The organism is Pseudooceanicola marinus, from assembly GCF_002786295.1.
Classification (GTDB): domain Bacteria; phylum Pseudomonadota; class Alphaproteobacteria; order Rhodobacterales; family Rhodobacteraceae; genus Pseudooceanicola; species Pseudooceanicola marinus.
In genome coordinates, this window is sequence record NZ_PGTC01000018.1 from 186,823 (window position 1) to 202,031 (window position 15,209).

Here is a 15,209-nt window from a genome sequence, read left to right on the forward strand (position 1 = left end):
CCCATCTTAGGAGGAGGCCGCACCGCGGCCCAAGCCTGACGGATTGGAGGATCCCCATGCTGAATGCCGTGTCGCGCCCACTGGTGCGCCTGGTCGAGCGCTGGTTGCCCGACCCCTATATCTTTGTCGTCATCCTGACCCTGATCGTCATGGTCTCCGCGATGGTCTTCGAGCAACAGAGCCCCGTCGCCGTGGTCGAGATGTGGGGCGGCGGCTTCTGGGGGTTGCTGGCCTTTGCCATGCAAATGCTGCTGGTCCTGGTCACCGGCTTCATGATGGCTTCCACGCCCTTGGTGAAAGGCGGTCTGCAGAAACTGGCCGGCCTCGCCAGCTCACCAGGCGCGGCGATCCTGCTGGTGACCTACACCGCCCTGGCGGCAAGCTGGCTCAACTGGGGCTTCGGCCTGGTCGTCGGCGCGCTCTTTGCCAAGGAGGTCGCGCGCAAGGTGAAGGTCGACTACCGGTTGCTGGTGGCCTCTGCCTATTCCGGCTTCATCGTCTGGCATGGCGGGCTGGCGGGCTCCGTGCCCTTGGCCATCGCCACAGAGGGACACCCCTTCGAGAGCATGATCGGCGTTATCGGAACCGATCAGACGATCTTCTCCTTCTTCAACCTGGCGATCGTCCTGTGCCTCTTCATCGTTGTGCCGCTGCTGAACCGCATGATGCTGCCGAAGCCGGATGAAAGTGTCTACGTCGATCCCGAGCTGCTGACCGAATCCGAGCCCCCGGTGGCGAAGGGCGACACCCCAGCCGAGCGGCTGGAGGGCAGCCGGATCCTGACCTGGCTGATCGGCCTCTCGGGCCTGGCCTTCCTGTTCGACTACTTCGTCAACGGCGGAACGCTGACGCTCAACATCGTCAACTTCCTGTTCCTCTTTGTGGCGATCATCCTGCACGGCACCCCGCGCAACCTGCTGGCCAGCCTGAACGACGGCATCAAGGGCGGCGCCGGGATCGTCATCCAGTTCCCCTTCTATGCCGGCATCATGGCGATCATGGTCGACTCTGGGCTCGCCGAGTCGATCTCCTCGGGCATGGTCTCTCTCGCCTCCGAGGCCACCCTGCCCCTCTGGTCCTTCCTCAGCGCCGGCGTGGTGAACTTCTTCGTGCCCTCGGGCGGCGGACAGTGGGCCGTGCAGGCCCCGGTGATCCTGCCCGCTGCGGCAGAGCTGGGCGTCGATCCGGCCCGCGCGGCAATGGCCGTGGCCTGGGGCGATGCCTGGACGAATATGGTGCAGCCCTTCTGGGCCCTGCCGATCCTCGGGATCGCCGGCCTGAAGGCGAAGGACATCATGGGCTTCTGCACCCTGCACCTGGTCCTGAGCGGGGTCGTGATCTCGCTCGGCCTCACCTTCCTGTAGGCTCAACGGTTGCTCCGGGCCTCGATCCCGGGGCAACCGAATGAACCCAGCCACAGCGCCGCGACCGACGCGGCGTGAAGATCAGCGGCGGTCGCCCGAGCCGAAGTCACTCCCGATGCCCCGGGGGCTGAGGTTGCGAAACAGCCCACCGGATCGACCAACTCACATAGAGCGAAACACCCCCAGCGGGGCCGCACGGAAGTTGTATTTCGCGCCGGGATAGGCTATTGGTTCTTGAGACGATCACGTCTTGCTGCGAAGGGCAGCAGAACTTCCACGACATCGACACCATGGTGACAAACCGGGCAACGCCGCGGTCCATTGCGCCGTGTACGGACACCGACCGCGTCTGACGCCGCCGGACCGATTGATGCGCTCTTCGCCTCACGCCGACGACCTTCACCACACATATAGCGACGCGGCGCTTTCTCCGCGGGAGGACTTCTCATGACCACTCCCGAATGGCTCAAGCCGGGCATCTACGGTGCCCTCATCGGCGCGGCAGCACTTGGCATCATCGGCTTCACCTGGGGCGGTTGGGTCACCGACGGCACCTCGCAGGAGCGCGCCGAGGAACTGGCTGCATCCGAACTGACCACCGCGATGGTCCCCGTCTGCCTTGAACAGGCGCGCCGGGATCCGCAACTGCGCTCCAAGCTGGAGACCGTCCGCGCCGCGTCGAGCTATCGCCAGCGTGATGCAGTGATGGACGCTGGTTGGGCTACGATGCCCGGAACTGAAAGCCCGGATCGCGATCTCGCGAAGGCCTGCCTGGCTGAACTCGACCTCAGCGCCCCCACGACGGCTGCCGTCGACAACGGCTAATGCAACGCCCTGGCCGGCCCCTGACAGCCCAACCGCTGTCCGGTTGGGGCCGCCGCCCGAAAGTGCTGATCGCTGCCACAGCATGACGACATCCGCCCGCCGGGCACGCGGGCGGCAGAGGCTAAAAAGGCGCTCTAAGGCACCGCACACCCGACCTCACCTTCGACGAGTTGAAGGCCGAACCGATGATCCGCCTTGCCATTCAAGCGAACGGGGCGTCGTGACGGTCACCCCGGGAGGTCGGCGCCGAGATCACCAGGAAGACGACCTCGGACTCGCTGTCGTTCCGGGCCTGGTGAGGGGCGTTCGCAGGAATGTTGATGCCGCTTCGCGCGGGCACGGTCTGCGTCACCCCGTCCAGCTCCATCGTCAGGGACCCGGAGAGGACGTAGAAGAATTGCTGCGCTTTAGCATGATAGTGACGAACTTCCTTCGTGTTCGCCGGCATGCGCTCTTCGATGATGAGCAGGTCGCTTCCCGAGGCCAGGATCCAGCCATCGCAATCCTCACCCCATTTGTAGTGCTCTGCTGTTTGTGAGCTGATCATCGGCACCCCCTGAAATGACGGGGGCAATCTCTAGGATCAAAGCGGGCGGTCCACAATGCTTGGCCCGCTCCGATAGACAGACCAGCGTCGCCCCGGAGGGCGGCAGCATCAGGCAAATGTGGACCACGCACCCTTTTCGCGTGGTCCACATTACCCCTTAAGCATCTGTTATTTAATCCCTTTACTTGATGCCTGCCATCCCTGCCGGGCCTACCAGACCTCCAACTCTCCGCGCGACGTCGGCGACCACAAGGCGGCCCCCAGGGCTCAGCCAAGGACCTGCCTCGGTTGGCCTCTCACCGCGATCGCAGACTGTCGGGACGGGGGACCTGGCCCCGCTCCCGGCCATGGCAGGCTGCCGTTAGTGCTTCAACTCGCGGAGCGCGTGGCGGATCAGCTTCCAGTCGCGAGCCTGATCCGTTTCACCGGACGCCTCGCAGGCGCGGATCTTTTCCGCCACCTTCGCCTCGGCGGCCGGGCCGTGCGCACGGTAGAGCGCGCTCGCCTGCTGGGATGCGTTGATCGGTTGCATGGGTCCTCCTCTCTGCGTGCCTCTTCTGGCACGTTGCCTCTGGTCTAGCACATCCGCCCCTGCTTTTCATGACGCAGCGCAGCACGATGGCAGGGCCAGCGGGATATGGCCTCGCCGCCCATGGCAGGGCCCGTCCCCCGGCACCCCCGCGGTGGGCGACAGGCGGGATCGTCATCCCCGGCGACAATGGCTCTTGAGCCTCCCCGAGAGGCGCGGCAGAAGGCGCCCATGAGCGAGAATACATGCGAGATCGACCGGGCCGCGGGCACCTTTACCCTGAACCTGGAGACATGGGGCAACACCTACCCGCTGGACACGCTGGAGCGGTGGCTGGCCTTCTACCGCGAACAGCGTGACCTCTTTCCCAAGTCGCGCAATTCCTACGACAAGACGATCGCCCTGTTGGAACAGGCCCTGGCCGAACGGGACGGCGGCTGACACCTCGGGATCACGAGACCGACAGGGTCACAGCAGGCGGCCCCAGCCCCAGCCCCGCCCGGAAGGCCGGCTGCAGCGATTTCCATCCCGGGCGGCCAAAAGCTCCCTGACGCCAAGGCGCGGCAGAAATGCACCCGAGGTGATAGGAAAAGCCTTTCCTGTGAATAGATTAACGCGACAGTAATTTCTGGCTAGCGTCGAGGCCAAGCAGAAGAGGTGACTGCCCGCGACTGCACCGGGCTCTCGCACATCACCTCATGCGCCAGGAAAGGGGATCCGATGAGTGCACCGGGAGGAACGGAGAGCGGCTCTGCGCCACAGAGCCAAGGCAACGGTACGGCCGAGCTCAGTCATTTCACCTTCATCGGCTCCGGCACGCTGTTTTCGGACGTGGTTCTGCGCACGATCGACACCGAGTTTGCCGGCATTTGCGCGACCAGATACCCGCAGCTCGCCACCTGGGCGCTGACGGTGCTGGATCACCCGACCGACCCGCCTCCGCCAACCCGTTTGCTGGTAGTGGATGAACGGCAGGTCGACGACCTGTTCCTGCTTCTCCGACGGCGCCCGACTGAGATGGAGAACACCCGGCTGGCCCTGGCCGCGCGCACGTCCCTGGGGGCGGCCAAACTGGTGCGCAGCGACGGGCACAACCTGGTGCAGCACCACGTCAGCATCCTTCCGATGAACCTGCACCTGACGGCCTGGATCCAGCTGCTGCGCCTGCTGGACTGCGGCGAACACTACCTGCCGTCCTGCGCGTTCGACCTGACGCCCCCCTATGCAGAGGGCGCGACGCCCCCGGACGCCGGGGGGGAGGGCGACTACACCCCGACCGAGGCCTTGACCGTCCTGACCCCACGAGAGCAGGAGGTTCTGCGCCTCGTGGCGGCGGGCCGGCCCAACAAGGTCATCGCCCGCGACCTGTCCGTGTCGGCCCATACGGTGAAATTGCACATCCACCGGATCATGGGCAAGCTGGGGGTCAGCAACCGCACCGAAGCGGCGATACTCTTCCTGCACGAGGGCGCCGGTGACGGCCACGCCTCGGCACAGGCGCCCTCCCCCTCCAACAGCTGACGCCCCGCCGCGCGCCCTGCCCCGCAGGCCCTCGATTGCTGCCCCGCGGCGCGAGAAATGCGGCGGCGCGGCTCGGAAGCTGACCGGAATCCGTTCTGGCGCAAACGTCGAACTTCATGATTAGCTTCAACAATTGCTTGAGATCCGCGGGACACCCGAGGTCGGGAAAAGAAGCGTCCAGCGGGGACCGTATCTTTTCCGGAGCTGTGACATGACAGGCTCGAAACCGATTACCATTCGTCAGTTGGAGGTGCTCGACGGGATCGCCACCGCCGGTTCAATCCGCAAGGCCGCCAAGCTTCTCGGGCTGACCCAGCCCACCATCTCCGCGCAGCTCGCCAAACTGGAAACCGCGCTCGGCTCCGAACTGGTCAGCCGCGACCAGGGGCATCCCGGTGTCCTGACCGGGGCCGGCGAGCTTTGGGCGCGCACCGCCAGCAGCGTGTTGACCGAACTGGAGGAAGGCCGGACACGCCACGGCGAGATCTTCGGCCATGAAGGCTACACGATGAGCTTCGCGACGATCCCCTCCCATGCCGGGCGGTCGCTGGGGATCGCGGCGGCGGTGGCGCGGGCCATCCCAGGCTTCTCCGAGGTCTCGGTCAGCCTCGCCCCGTCGAGTGCCGACCTGCTCGACTACCTCGCGATCCGCAAGGCCAGGATCGGCCTGCTGGCCATGACCGAGGAGCTGAGGCAGACGCGCTCGCTCATGTCAGAAGAGATCTACATGGATCAGATCGTCTGGGCGGTGCCACGCTCGATCGACCCAGGGCTGGTGCGCGCGGTGCTGTCAGGCGATGCCGGGGCGCGGGACCTGCCGCCGGCGTTGCAAAAACGTGTCGTGGTGCGGGCCCCGCACGAATGGTCCGACGTCGGCGCCAACTGGTACAGGACCCGGCTACCCGATGCCGCGCCCTCCTATGTCAGCGACCTACACGTCGGCGCGGTCGAGATCGTCGCCGCGGGGCTGGCCACCTGCCATGTCTCGATGACCCTGCGGGCCAACCTGCCGGAACGGATCCACGACACCGTCGCCTTCTATGAGACCGGCCTGACCTCCCAGGCGATGGTCGTGGTCATGCCGCGCCACCTGATGGCCGTCCCCTCCTTCGCGCGCTACTTCCGCAACCTGTCCGCCGCCCTCCGGGATCACTACGCCCGGGCCCTGTCACCTGCGGCCCTGCGGCCCGATGCGATCGCGCGTTTCATGCGCCATCGCGCCGGCGAAACCGGCGTGATGACCCTGGAAAAAGTCCTGCCCCGGTCGGGACATCCGGGGCAGGACCGATGCAGTGATGGGGGGACGATCACTGCATCTTCGAGCGACAGTAGTCAGCCACCTGTTCATCGTTGAACGGGGTGCCGCGCTGCTTCCGCGCAAGGATCACCCCGTCATCACGACGAGAGCACGTCACATAGCTCGACAGCGGGCGCGGCGCCTGAGTGGTGGCGCTTTGCGGCGTTGTGGTGGCCGCGAATGACGCGCGCTGTACCTGGGCCGCCTGCCGCCGCTCGTTGGCGGTACAAACACTGCTGGGCGGGAGGGTGCCGACCTGCCGCAGGGCCTGGCAGGCCTCGGAATCACGCCGCGCGATCATGATGAGCGCCGCCTGGCCCTGGCCCATCTGCGCCAGCAGGCAGGCCTCGTCCACGCGGGAGTTGCCCCCGGCCGCCCCGCCGCCGATCAGCGAGATGCCGACGCTGGAGGACAGCGAACAGGGATGCCCCGAGCCCATAGAGGGCGGCTGAACGGCCGGCGCGTTGCGCACGGTGTAGGACCCGCCGTAGCGATGATTGGTGGTGATCTCCCCCGGGGTCCGCTGATCGAGGTAGATCTGGGCGTTGGAATGGCCGCCCGCGGCCGAGGACGTCGAGCTGGTCGACACCTGGGCGGAGCTGGACGAGCTGGAGCTCGAACCGCTGCTGGCGCTCTGGCCGGCGGCGGTCGTGGCCAGCATGGCCGAGACGCAGATGGCGCCGGCAGCGTTGACCAGCAACTTGGCGGGTGCTTTCTGGATATCATTGAACATGGGTTTCTCCTCCCCGAACGCAGAGGTCTAGGTTGAGGCCGGAGCAGTACGTTCGGATAGCTGCTCCGGCCAGCCCGACCCGATGGGACACGGGACCGGGCTTTGGCATCAGGTCCTAGAACATGATGCCAAGGCCGCCGAAGGCGCCGCTGCTGCTGCCGTTGCCGACGGTGTAGCCGCCGGTGGCCCCTGCCGCGCCGAAGCCTAAGACGCCGGCGGTCGAGGTGTTCTCGACCCCGCCGACCGTGGCGGTCGAGGACGACGAGCCGGAAATCGCGCCGCCCGGTCCGAGAACCGTGTAGCCTTCCGCGGTGCCGGCGCTGGCCAGTTCCATCGAGGTGCTGTTGGTCGCCCCGGCGAGACCACCGAAGGTCCCCGCGCCCGAACCACCCGAGGCGATCACCCCGCTTTCGGAGCCCGACCAGGACCCGGTGCCCAGCACGACCTGTGCCGAGGCGCTACCCCCGGCCAGGGCGGCGGCAGATGCCAAAATAACGAAAAGTCTCATTTCAATTCCTCCTGCTGGTTTCACTTTCGCCCGACCGGCGTCACCGTCGGCCGAGCCGTCGAGTTGAGGTCTAAGCCTCCCAATCAACTTACTTTTCCGGACCAATCGCCAGCAATTGACGTGACGGGCATCGCCCGTTTCGGGGAGGCTGGGATGGGGCATTGCCCGAAGGGTGTAGCCCGATGGGGTGGCGCCTCACCCGGGCGGTCTACCCGAGGCCGGGGCGCGGCACCTCCTCCCTGCCCGGATGGGTCAGGACAGCGCCAACGCACCGCTTCGGGGTCCCTCTCGCGACTCAGCGGAAGGCGCCAGGGCGCCACGGCGCGCGGCCAGAACCCTCCTCGCAGCCTCGCGGCGGACATCGGGTCGGAAAACGACGGCCCCTTGCCATTGAAAGAGCAGAATTAACCGGCGCCCGGGTCCAAAAATCGCCATCTTCTGACACAATAGTGAGCACCAGTTCAGAGAGTTCGCGGCGGCCCCTTGGTCGCCTGTTTTCGACCCAGAGTGAGGCCAGTGCGCAGAATGCCATTGACCATGACCGATCCGATCCTGGTTCCGCCGCTGAAAGTGGTGGTCGCAGATGATGATGCCCTGCAGCGCGCCCATGCCTCCGCGCTGCTGCGCAAGCTGGGTTATGACCCCTACGAGGCCGAGGATGGCGCGGCGGCGCTGGATCTGGTGCGCCAGCTGGGCGCGCGAATCCTGCTGTGCGATCTCAACATGCCCGGCCTGGACGGGCACGAGCTGGCCCGCAGCGTGCGCGAGGACAAGGCCGATCACTACGTGCACATCATCATGGTCACCAGCCAGAGCCAGAGCGCGGAGCGCGAACGAGCGCTGGAGGCCGGGGTGGACGATTTCATGGCCAAGCCGCTGGACCGCGCCAGCCTGACCGCACGCATCCGCTCGGCCGACCGCCTGCTGCGCCACGAGATGCTGCTGGCCGAACGCAATCGCGTGCTGGCCGAGGCCAAGGAGCAGATCGAAGCGGACCTGCGGGCCGCCGCGACAGCGCAACGCCGCATGTTGCCCGAGCCCGAAGCGCGCGTCGGCGACTGCAGCTTCCATTCCGCCTTCATGCCCTCGAACATCCTGTCAGGCGACATGTTCGCCTATTACCAGGTCGCGCCGGGCTACATCGGGTTCTATACCATCGACGTGGCCGGCCATGGCGTGCACGCCTCGCTGCTGTCCGTGGCCCTGGGGCACCTGCTGACCGCGGAATACTTCCGCCGCCGGGCCTTCGACGACACCGGCGCGCCGGATCCCGCGGCCCTGGTGGCGACGCTGAACGAACGCTTTTTCCGTCAGGACAGCACCGAGTATTTCACCATGTTCTGTGGTATCCTCGAACAACAGAGCGGCCGGCTACACTACTGTCAGGCCGGGGCCCCCTCCCCGGTCGCGATCGGCCCGACCGGCGTGACCCGCCAGATCGGCGACGGCGGCTTCCCTGTCGCGCTGCTGGACATGGTCACCTTCGAGAACCGGTGTGACCAGCTCGACAGCGGAGAAACCCTGGTCGTCTATTCCGACGGCGCCACCGAGGCCGAAAGCCTGACCGGCGAGGGCTTTGGCGAGGCCCGATTCCGGGCGGTGCTGGAAGAGGCCGCGCCCCGGCCCGACACCATCCCCGGCAAGATGGTCGAGGCCCTGACCCGCTGGCGCAACGGCCGCACCCTGCAAGACGATCTGACCATCCTCGTGTGCGAAAGGACCCAACAAAATGATCAAGTTTCACGGTGATGCCGCGGACGGCCTTGGCATCGTCGAGCCCGGCACCGACCGGCTGACCGCCGCCAACGCCACCTCGTTCAAGGACGACGTTCTGGGCCTGATCGACGCGGGCACCAGCCGCCTCGTCATCGACCTCAGCAAGGTCGACTTCGTCGATTCCTCCGGCATCGGGGCGCTGGTCGGCCTGCTGAAGCGGATCGGCCACCGCGGCGAAATCGTCGTCTCCGGCCTGTCGGACAATGTCAGCCAGATGTTCCGCATCACCCGGATGGACCGTGTCTTTTCCAGCTACGACACCGCCGAGGCGGCGTTGCGGGCGCTGAGAGAAAACGCCTAGTGCCGCTTCTGTCGCTGGAGATGCGCCCGGAGTTGTCCGAGGTGGACATGGTCGTGACCTCCCTGAAGGAGGCCGCGGGCAAGGCGCTGTCAGAGATGAAGCTGGCCACCTTCGAGATCGCCCTGTCGGAGGCGTTGACCAATGCGGTGCGTCACGGCCTAGCGTCGTCGGAGGGCAGCGTGGCGCCCGATCAGCCGATCAAGGTCACACTCTCGGACAGTCCGCGCGGGTTGCTGATCGAAATCATTGACGCGGGCACACAGGGCCCCGAGGATCTTTACGAGGATTTAGCCAGCCCCGATGCGATCGACCTGATGGCCGAGAGCGGCCGTGGCCTGTCGCTGATCCGGCATTGCGTCGATGACCTGACCTTCGAGCCCGCCCCCGGTCACAACCGGCTGGAACTTCTCTTTCACCCGGACCTCGAAACATGATGAGCCTGCTGATCGAACCCGGATACCCCGTTGCCCTCCTGTCGGTGGTGCTGGCGATTGTTGCGCTGGTGCTGCAGGGCTATGCCTACCGCGCCCGCGGTCGGCGGTTGGCGCAGGTCGCCCAGGATCTGCAGGAAGCTCAGCGGATCGCCCGTATCGGGACGGTCCGCTGGGATTTCGTCCGCGACGAGGTGGTATGGAGCGACGAATACGCCCGTCTTCTCGGGCTGGAACCCGGCGGGAAGATGACCGGCACGCAGTTCGCCGGCATGCTGCTGCCGGAATACGTCGACCGGGTGGTGTCCAGTGAGGAACGCGCGCTGCAGGTCTCAGCCGAAACCGGAAAGCCCGCGCGGCGGGAAATCGTCTATCGCGTGAAAAGCCACGACGGTCGGATCATGGACGTCTCTGCCCTGTCCGAACTGAAAGCCGATCGCGAGGGACGGCCGCTCTACATGATCTCGACCATCCGCGACGTGACCGAAGAGATGGAACGACAGGCCGAGCTGCGCACGAGCGAGAGCAATCTGGCGGGCGCGCTGCGCGTGGCCGACCTCAGTTGGATGCGCAAGACCCTGAAGGACGGCAAGATCACGTGGTCGGACAGCCTTTATGCGCTGACCGGGCGCGACCCGGCGCAGGGGCCGGTGTCGCTGTCGACCCTGATCCGTCCCGAGGATCTGCCCGCCTACCGTGCCGCGCTGAACAAGATGCGCGCCGCCGAGACCGCCCAGGATCCCAATCACAACCGCCTGTCCCTGCGCCTGACCCGCAGCAACGGCGAAGAAATCCACGCCCGGATCGAGCTGGAGGTCACCCATGATGCCGATGGTCGACCCGACACCCTGTCGGGCGTGATCCGCGACGTCACCGAAGACGTGAAACGCGAGGCGGAGTTGCATGACGCGGTGGCCGCCGCCGAACATGCCAATGCCTCCAAGAGCGAGTTCCTGGCCGTCATCAGCCACGAGCTGCGCACGCCGATGAACGGGGTGCTGGGCATGCTGGGCGCGCTGAACGATACCAAGCTGGACGATGCGCAGCGTGAACAGGTGCAGATCGCGCGCAACTCCGCCAACTCCCTGCTGGTGATCCTCAACGACATTCTGGACGCCTCGAAGATCGAGGCGGGCCGCCTGCAGATCGAAGAGGAGTCATTCGAGCTGAACAGCATGGTGCGCAGCGTGATCCACCTCTACGCGCAGCGCGCGTCGGAGAAGCAGATCGTGCTGGACAGCCGGATCGACGCGGACATCCCGCCCTGGATCCGCGCCGACAGCGGACGGATCCGCCAGATCCTGTCGAACCTCGTCAGCAACGCCATCAAGTTCACCGACAGCGGCCATGTGATGCTTTACGTCTCGGCCCTGCCGCAGACGGACAGCGCACCGCTGCGGCTGCGCTTCCGGGTCGAGGACACGGGCGCCGGCATCCCGCAGGAATACCATTCCCGCGTCTTCGGACGTTTCGAACAGCTGGGCGCCTCGGGCAACAATCGCCGCATGGGCACCGGGCTGGGTCTGTCGATCAGCCAGAGTCTGGCCGAACTGATGTCCGGCACGATGGGCTTCGACAGCGCCGAGGGCGAAGGCTCATCCTTCTGGCTGGACCTGCCGGTCGAGCCGGCCGAGAATGCCCTGGAACGCGGCCCCGAAGAGCCCCCGGCCGAGGGGCTGGACGTGCCGCGCATGCGGATCCTCGTGGCAGAGGACAACAGCACCAACCAGCTGGTCGCCCGCTCCATGCTTGAACGCCTCGGGCAGAACGTAGACCTGGTGGTCAACGGCGCCGAAGCCGTCGAGGCGGTGCAGAAATTCGACTACGATCTGGTGCTGATGGACGTGTCGATGCCGGTGATGGACGGCCCCACCGCCACGCAACGCATCCGCGCCCTGCCCACCGATGTCAGCGCCATCCCGATCCTGGCGCTGACCGCCCACGCCGGCAACGATCAGGTCAGTTTCTACCTCAAGGCCGGTTTCAACGAGGTGTTGACCAAGCCGATCCTGAAGCATGAGCTGGAGCGCGCCCTGGACCGCTGGAAGCAGTTCGCACTGCAGAAAAGCGGCGCAGAGGACGGGATCGAGCTGCCTTCGGCGGACGAGGAAGCCGTCACGACGAAATCGTTGGGGCGGGCGCGCAGCGCGGCGGACGACGCCGGCGGGACGCCAATCGCGGGCCAGGTGTCGGAGTTCTGCGATGCCGAGGCATTGAACGAGAAACTGCTCGAGATGGACCGCGATTTCGGCGCCGACACCGTGAAGGGCATCCTGAAGGCCACCGTCTCGGACCTGACGCGCCATATTTCCACGCTGGAGGCGCAGCAGAGCGCCGAGGGCGAGGCGCGCGACGATGTCCTGCTGTACCGCTCCTTCCATTCGCTGGTCGGGATCGCCTCCACCCTCGGTTGCGGAAAGATGACCAACCACTGCCGCCTTCTGGAAACGCTGCCCGACGCCCGTGCCGATGCGCCCGATCTGGTGCAGTCCCTGATCGACCAGGTCCGCCTGATGCGCGACGAGGTCGCCGACCTCGCCGAAGAGAAAAGGAACTCGAAATGCGCCTGACGCGTCCCTCCACGCGCCCGATGCGTCCTCTGCTGACCCTGGCCTGCGCCACGCTGGGACTGGGCGCCAGCCCCGCCCCAGCGCAGGAAAGCGGCACCACCCTGCCCCAGAGCCTGGCCCCGCTGGCCTCTGCCGAGGCTCCTTCGGAGCCGGTCGAGACGCATCCCCGCCCCTTCGGTCGCCATGGCGAACTGACCGAACGCGAGATGGAGATGGCGCGCACCGCCTGGTCCTATTTCGTCGAACGCTACCAGCCGGAAACCGGGCTGGTGAATGCCGTCGGCTCCTACCCGTCGACGACGCTGTGGGACACCGCCTCCTACATCAGCGGCCTGGTCGCGGCCTATGAGCTGGGCATCATCGACAAGCGCACCTTCGACACCCGCGCGACCAAGCTGATCCGCACCCTGCGCAACCTCGACCTGTTCCGTGGCGAGGCGCCCAACAAGGTCTACAACACCCAGACCGGCGAGAAGGTGAACTATGCCAACCAGCCCGGCGAGATCGGCTATTCCGTGCTCGACATGGGCCGCATGCTGGTCTGGCTGCGGATCCTGAAGGAACGCTATCCCTACCTGGCCAACGGCGTCGACAACGTGCCGATACGCTGGAACTACTGTAATATCGTCAACGATGACGGGCGGCTCTTCGGCTCTCTCGTGCGGGGAGATGGCGAGACGCGCTACGTGCAGGAAGGCCGGCTGGGCTACGAGGAATATGCCGCCAAGGGCTTCGCGCTCTGGGGCTTCGACGTCACCGCGGCGCTGGATCCGCAGCCGCTGAACTACACCCGCATCTACGACATCGACATTCCCTACGACGGTCGCGACCCGCGCGTCTTCCACAACCAGAACTACGTGCTGACCGAAAGCTACCTGCTGGACGGCCTGGAACTGGGCTGGGATCTGCCGGTGTCCGATCCCGCCGGAGCGGGCAATGCCAGCCACGGCTGGCGTGCCGAGTTCGCGCATCGCATCTTCGAGGTGCAGAAGCGCCGGTTCGAGGCGACGGGCGTGATCACCGCACGCTCCGAACACCAGGTCGATGGGCAGCCATACTTCGTCTACGATAGCATCTTTGCCGACGGCTATGCCTGGAACACTCTGGACCCGTCGGACACCTACCAGCCGGACCGCGCCGCGGTCGCCGCCAAGGCGGCCATCGGCATGTGGGCGCTCTGGGAAGACGACTATACCGACCTGCTGTTCGAAACCGTGGCCGACCTGTCGGAGGCCGAGGGCGGCTTCTACGAAGGGCTCTACGAGAACGGCAACGGCTTCATTCCGCTACAGACCGCCAACAACAACGGCATCATCCTGGCCGCTCTCCTTTACAAGGCGCAGGGGCCGGTGTTGCAGTTTACCAATGACAACACCAGCTACTGGGACACAGCCTGGGCCGGCACCGACATCCGGGCCAACAAGTGCCTGCCGGAAACCCAGGTGGTCGAGCTGACCTGCTGTGCCTGCGAGGACCTGCCGCAGCCGAAACCCGCCGTCACCGCCGAGGAGTTCCTGTTCTGCCGACCCGTCAACGGCCCCTACGGCCTGGGCGCCACCGACTGCGGCACGACGGAACAGAGCTTTGCCAAGCCCGAACCGCGCTACGTCCTGCCGCAGGCGTGTCGCGTGCCCTGGGGGCAATGATGAGCAGCGCGAGCGGCAAACCGAGACTTCTGTGGTTCGACGCCAACCGTGTCTGCGCGGCGATCGGCGTGGTGCTGATCCATTCGACCACCGACTTCAGCGGGCAACCCTTCCCCGACGCCTCCGTGGCGGAACGGGCAGTGCCGGTCTTCCTGCGCTCGCTCGGGGAATTCTCCGGCTCGGAGATGTTCTTCTTCTTCTCGCTGTTCCTGATGGCCATGCGGGTGGACCGGCACCGCCCGCCCTACCGGCAGGCGATCATGACCCAGGCCGAACGGCTGCTGGTGCCTTTTGTCTTCTGGACGTTCTTCTATGCCGCCTTCCGGTTGGTGAAGGCCTATGCCTTCAACTACGAGGACTGGTATCTCGACCAGCTGAGCCAGACGCGGGTCTGGGTCTCCTTCTTCCTGCTGGGCAAGTCGCAGTACCACATGCACTTCCTGCCCACGCTCTTCGCCATCTTCCTGTTCTTCCCGGTGATGCGACTGGCCTGGCGCTATCCGCTTATGGGCGTGCTGCTGTTTGCGACCCTGGGCGCCATGGACCACGTGCAAAGCTGGCTATGGTCGCTCGATCTCACGTCGCTGACCCGCGAATACCTGGTGCGCATCACCAAGGTCTGGGGCTACGTCGGCTACGGCTTTGCCGCCTTCGCGCTCTATTCTCTATGGAGCGACGGGATCCCGCGCGGCGAGTCAAAACTGATCCGGCGCGGTGCGCTCTACTTCGCCTCGATGGCCTATATCGCCACCCTGCCCTTCTTCGGCACCGCCCTCTTCGAGGGGCATTGGGGGATCCGCACCGGCTGGGACTACTACGGCCACTTCCTGATGCCGATCTTCATGTTCGCGCTGTTCATGGGCGGGCAGTTCGCCGACTGGTCGCCGCGCTGGTCGCATCTGGCGAAATACACCTTCGGCGTCTACCTGGTGCACCCGGCGGTGATCGACCTGTTCGACATCGCCGTGGCGAAGACCGGGCTGGCCGACCTGCTGACGCCCACGCTGCTGGTGCTGCTGCGCTATGCCGTGGCCCTGCCCTGCGCCTTCGGTCTGGCCATGGCGCTCGAAAAGACGCGACTGCTGGCCTGGACCATCGGCCTCGGCCCCGCGCCCTGGAAATGGTCGCGCAAGCGCGGCACCGCGGAAACGAAGGGCTGAG

15 protein-coding genes are annotated in these 15,209 nt (G+C 66.0%); 11 read left to right on the forward strand and 4 right to left on the reverse strand.

What is annotated here, in order from left to right:
* The first annotated feature begins 56 nt into the window (after positions 1 to 56).
* Both CVM50_RS14940 and CVM50_RS14945 read left to right on the forward strand, forming a co-directional pair.
* Positions 57 to 1,364: a short-chain fatty acid transporter gene (locus CVM50_RS14940; protein WP_085888243.1), complete on the forward strand. Its 1,308-nt coding sequence runs from the start codon at positions 57 to 59 to the stop codon at positions 1,362 to 1,364.
* A 447-nt stretch (positions 1,365 to 1,811) separates the two neighbouring features.
* Positions 1,812 to 2,189, forward strand: coding sequence for a hypothetical protein (locus tag CVM50_RS14945; protein ID WP_085888244.1), 378 nt, complete (start codon positions 1,812 to 1,814; stop codon positions 2,187 to 2,189).
* Positions 2,190 to 2,391: 202 nt separating this feature from the next.
* Here CVM50_RS14945 and CVM50_RS14950 read toward each other — a convergent pair whose 3' ends face one another.
* Positions 2,392 to 2,736 carry a cupin domain-containing protein gene (locus CVM50_RS14950; RefSeq protein WP_085888245.1) on the reverse strand — a complete coding sequence of 115 codons (345 nt, stop codon included), beginning with the start codon at positions 2,734 to 2,736 and terminating at the stop codon, positions 2,392 to 2,394.
* A gap of 361 nt (positions 2,737 to 3,097) precedes the next feature.
* Entirely contained in the window at positions 3,098 to 3,268 is a 171-nt protein-coding gene (locus CVM50_RS21745; RefSeq protein WP_198431909.1) for a hypothetical protein, read from the reverse strand.
* A gap of 228 nt (positions 3,269 to 3,496) precedes the next feature.
* On the opposite strand from CVM50_RS21745, the gene CVM50_RS14955 reads away from it, so the two are divergent.
* From CVM50_RS14955 to CVM50_RS14965, 3 genes are all read left to right on the forward strand, one after another.
* Positions 3,497 to 3,706, forward strand: coding sequence for a hypothetical protein (locus tag CVM50_RS14955; protein ID WP_085888246.1), 210 nt, complete (start codon positions 3,497 to 3,499; stop codon positions 3,704 to 3,706).
* A 279-nt stretch (positions 3,707 to 3,985) separates the two neighbouring features.
* Positions 3,986 to 4,786 carry a helix-turn-helix transcriptional regulator gene (locus tag CVM50_RS14960; RefSeq protein WP_085888247.1) on the forward strand — a complete coding sequence of 267 codons (801 nt, stop codon included), beginning with the start codon at positions 3,986 to 3,988 and terminating at the stop codon, positions 4,784 to 4,786.
* Between the two features lie 211 nt (positions 4,787 to 4,997).
* Complete coding sequence (locus tag CVM50_RS14965) at positions 4,998 to 6,140, forward strand: LysR family transcriptional regulator (RefSeq protein ID WP_085888248.1); 1,143 nt, start codon at positions 4,998 to 5,000, stop codon at positions 6,138 to 6,140.
* Here the strand turns inward: CVM50_RS14965 and CVM50_RS21410 are convergent.
* Together CVM50_RS21410 and CVM50_RS14975 are read right to left on the reverse strand one after the other, a co-directional pair.
* A complete protein-coding gene (locus CVM50_RS21410; protein ID WP_085888249.1) occupies positions 6,094 to 6,816 on the reverse strand; it encodes a hypothetical protein in 723 nt (240 codons plus the stop codon). The two genes, CVM50_RS14965 and CVM50_RS21410, sit on opposite strands and share 47 nt — an antisense overlap.
* Before the next feature lie 115 nt (positions 6,817 to 6,931).
* Positions 6,932 to 7,324: a hypothetical protein gene (locus tag CVM50_RS14975; RefSeq protein ID WP_085888250.1), complete on the reverse strand. Its 393-nt coding sequence runs from the start codon at positions 7,322 to 7,324 to the stop codon at positions 6,932 to 6,934.
* Positions 7,325 to 7,861: 537 nt separating this feature from the next.
* Between CVM50_RS14975 and CVM50_RS14980 the strand changes: the two genes are divergently transcribed.
* From CVM50_RS14980 to CVM50_RS15005, 6 genes are read left to right on the forward strand one after another with little or no spacing between them, the layout of a single operon-like run.
* Entirely contained in the window at positions 7,862 to 9,073 is a 1,212-nt protein-coding gene (locus CVM50_RS14980; protein ID WP_232618255.1) for a PP2C family protein-serine/threonine phosphatase, read from the forward strand.
* Positions 9,054 to 9,401: an STAS domain-containing protein gene (locus CVM50_RS14985; protein ID WP_085888251.1), complete on the forward strand. Its 348-nt coding sequence runs from the start codon at positions 9,054 to 9,056 to the stop codon at positions 9,399 to 9,401. The genes CVM50_RS14980 and CVM50_RS14985 overlap by 20 nt, the downstream gene beginning before the upstream one ends.
* Entirely contained in the window at positions 9,401 to 9,835 is a 435-nt protein-coding gene (locus CVM50_RS14990) for an ATP-binding protein (protein WP_085888252.1), read from the forward strand. Before CVM50_RS14985 ends, CVM50_RS14990 begins: the two co-directional genes overlap by 1 nt.
* Positions 9,832 to 12,402, forward strand: a complete 2,571-nt coding sequence (locus CVM50_RS14995; RefSeq protein ID WP_085888253.1) for a hybrid sensor histidine kinase/response regulator — start codon at positions 9,832 to 9,834, stop codon at positions 12,400 to 12,402. Before CVM50_RS14990 ends, CVM50_RS14995 begins: the two co-directional genes overlap by 4 nt.
* A complete protein-coding gene (locus CVM50_RS15000) occupies positions 12,393 to 14,048 on the forward strand; it encodes a DUF3131 domain-containing protein (RefSeq protein ID WP_232618256.1) in 1,656 nt (551 codons plus the stop codon). The genes CVM50_RS14995 and CVM50_RS15000 overlap by 10 nt, the downstream gene beginning before the upstream one ends.
* Complete coding sequence (locus tag CVM50_RS15005; protein ID WP_085888254.1) at positions 14,048 to 15,208, forward strand: acyltransferase; 1,161 nt, start codon at positions 14,048 to 14,050, stop codon at positions 15,206 to 15,208. The genes CVM50_RS15000 and CVM50_RS15005 overlap by 1 nt, the downstream gene beginning before the upstream one ends.
* The last annotated feature ends 1 nt before the right edge of the window (position 15,209 follow it).

What these genes read in the sequence shown, in the direction of transcription:
- CVM50_RS14940 (WP_085888243.1), top strand. Translation starts at nt 57, where the DNA reads ATGCTGAATGCCGTGTCGCGCCCACTGGTGCGCCTGGTCGAGCGCTGG.
- CVM50_RS14945 (WP_085888244.1), top strand. Translation starts at nt 1,812, where the DNA reads ATGACCACTCCCGAATGGCTCAAGCCGGGCATCTACGGTGCCCTCATC.
- CVM50_RS14950 (WP_085888245.1), bottom strand. Translation starts at nt 2,736, where the DNA reads ATGATCAGCTCACAAACAGCAGAGCACTACAAATGGGGTGAGGATTGC.
- CVM50_RS21745 (WP_198431909.1), bottom strand. Translation starts at nt 3,268, where the DNA reads ATGCAACCGATCAACGCATCCCAGCAGGCGAGCGCGCTCTACCGTGCG.
- CVM50_RS14955 (WP_085888246.1), top strand. Translation starts at nt 3,497, where the DNA reads ATGAGCGAGAATACATGCGAGATCGACCGGGCCGCGGGCACCTTTACC.
- CVM50_RS14960 (WP_085888247.1), top strand. Translation starts at nt 3,986, where the DNA reads ATGAGTGCACCGGGAGGAACGGAGAGCGGCTCTGCGCCACAGAGCCAA.
- CVM50_RS14965 (WP_085888248.1), top strand. Translation starts at nt 4,998, where the DNA reads ATGACAGGCTCGAAACCGATTACCATTCGTCAGTTGGAGGTGCTCGAC.
- CVM50_RS21410 (WP_085888249.1), bottom strand. Translation starts at nt 6,816, where the DNA reads ATGTTCAATGATATCCAGAAAGCACCCGCCAAGTTGCTGGTCAACGCT.
- CVM50_RS14975 (WP_085888250.1), bottom strand. Translation starts at nt 7,324, where the DNA reads ATGAGACTTTTCGTTATTTTGGCATCTGCCGCCGCCCTGGCCGGGGGT.
- CVM50_RS14980 (WP_232618255.1), top strand. Translation starts at nt 7,862, where the DNA reads ATGACCGATCCGATCCTGGTTCCGCCGCTGAAAGTGGTGGTCGCAGAT.
- CVM50_RS14985 (WP_085888251.1), top strand. Translation starts at nt 9,054, where the DNA reads ATGATCAAGTTTCACGGTGATGCCGCGGACGGCCTTGGCATCGTCGAG.
- CVM50_RS14995 (WP_085888253.1), top strand. Translation starts at nt 9,832, where the DNA reads ATGATGAGCCTGCTGATCGAACCCGGATACCCCGTTGCCCTCCTGTCG.
- CVM50_RS15000 (WP_232618256.1), top strand. Translation starts at nt 12,393, where the DNA reads ATGCGCCTGACGCGTCCCTCCACGCGCCCGATGCGTCCTCTGCTGACC.
- CVM50_RS15005 (WP_085888254.1), top strand. Translation starts at nt 14,048, where the DNA reads ATGAGCAGCGCGAGCGGCAAACCGAGACTTCTGTGGTTCGACGCCAAC.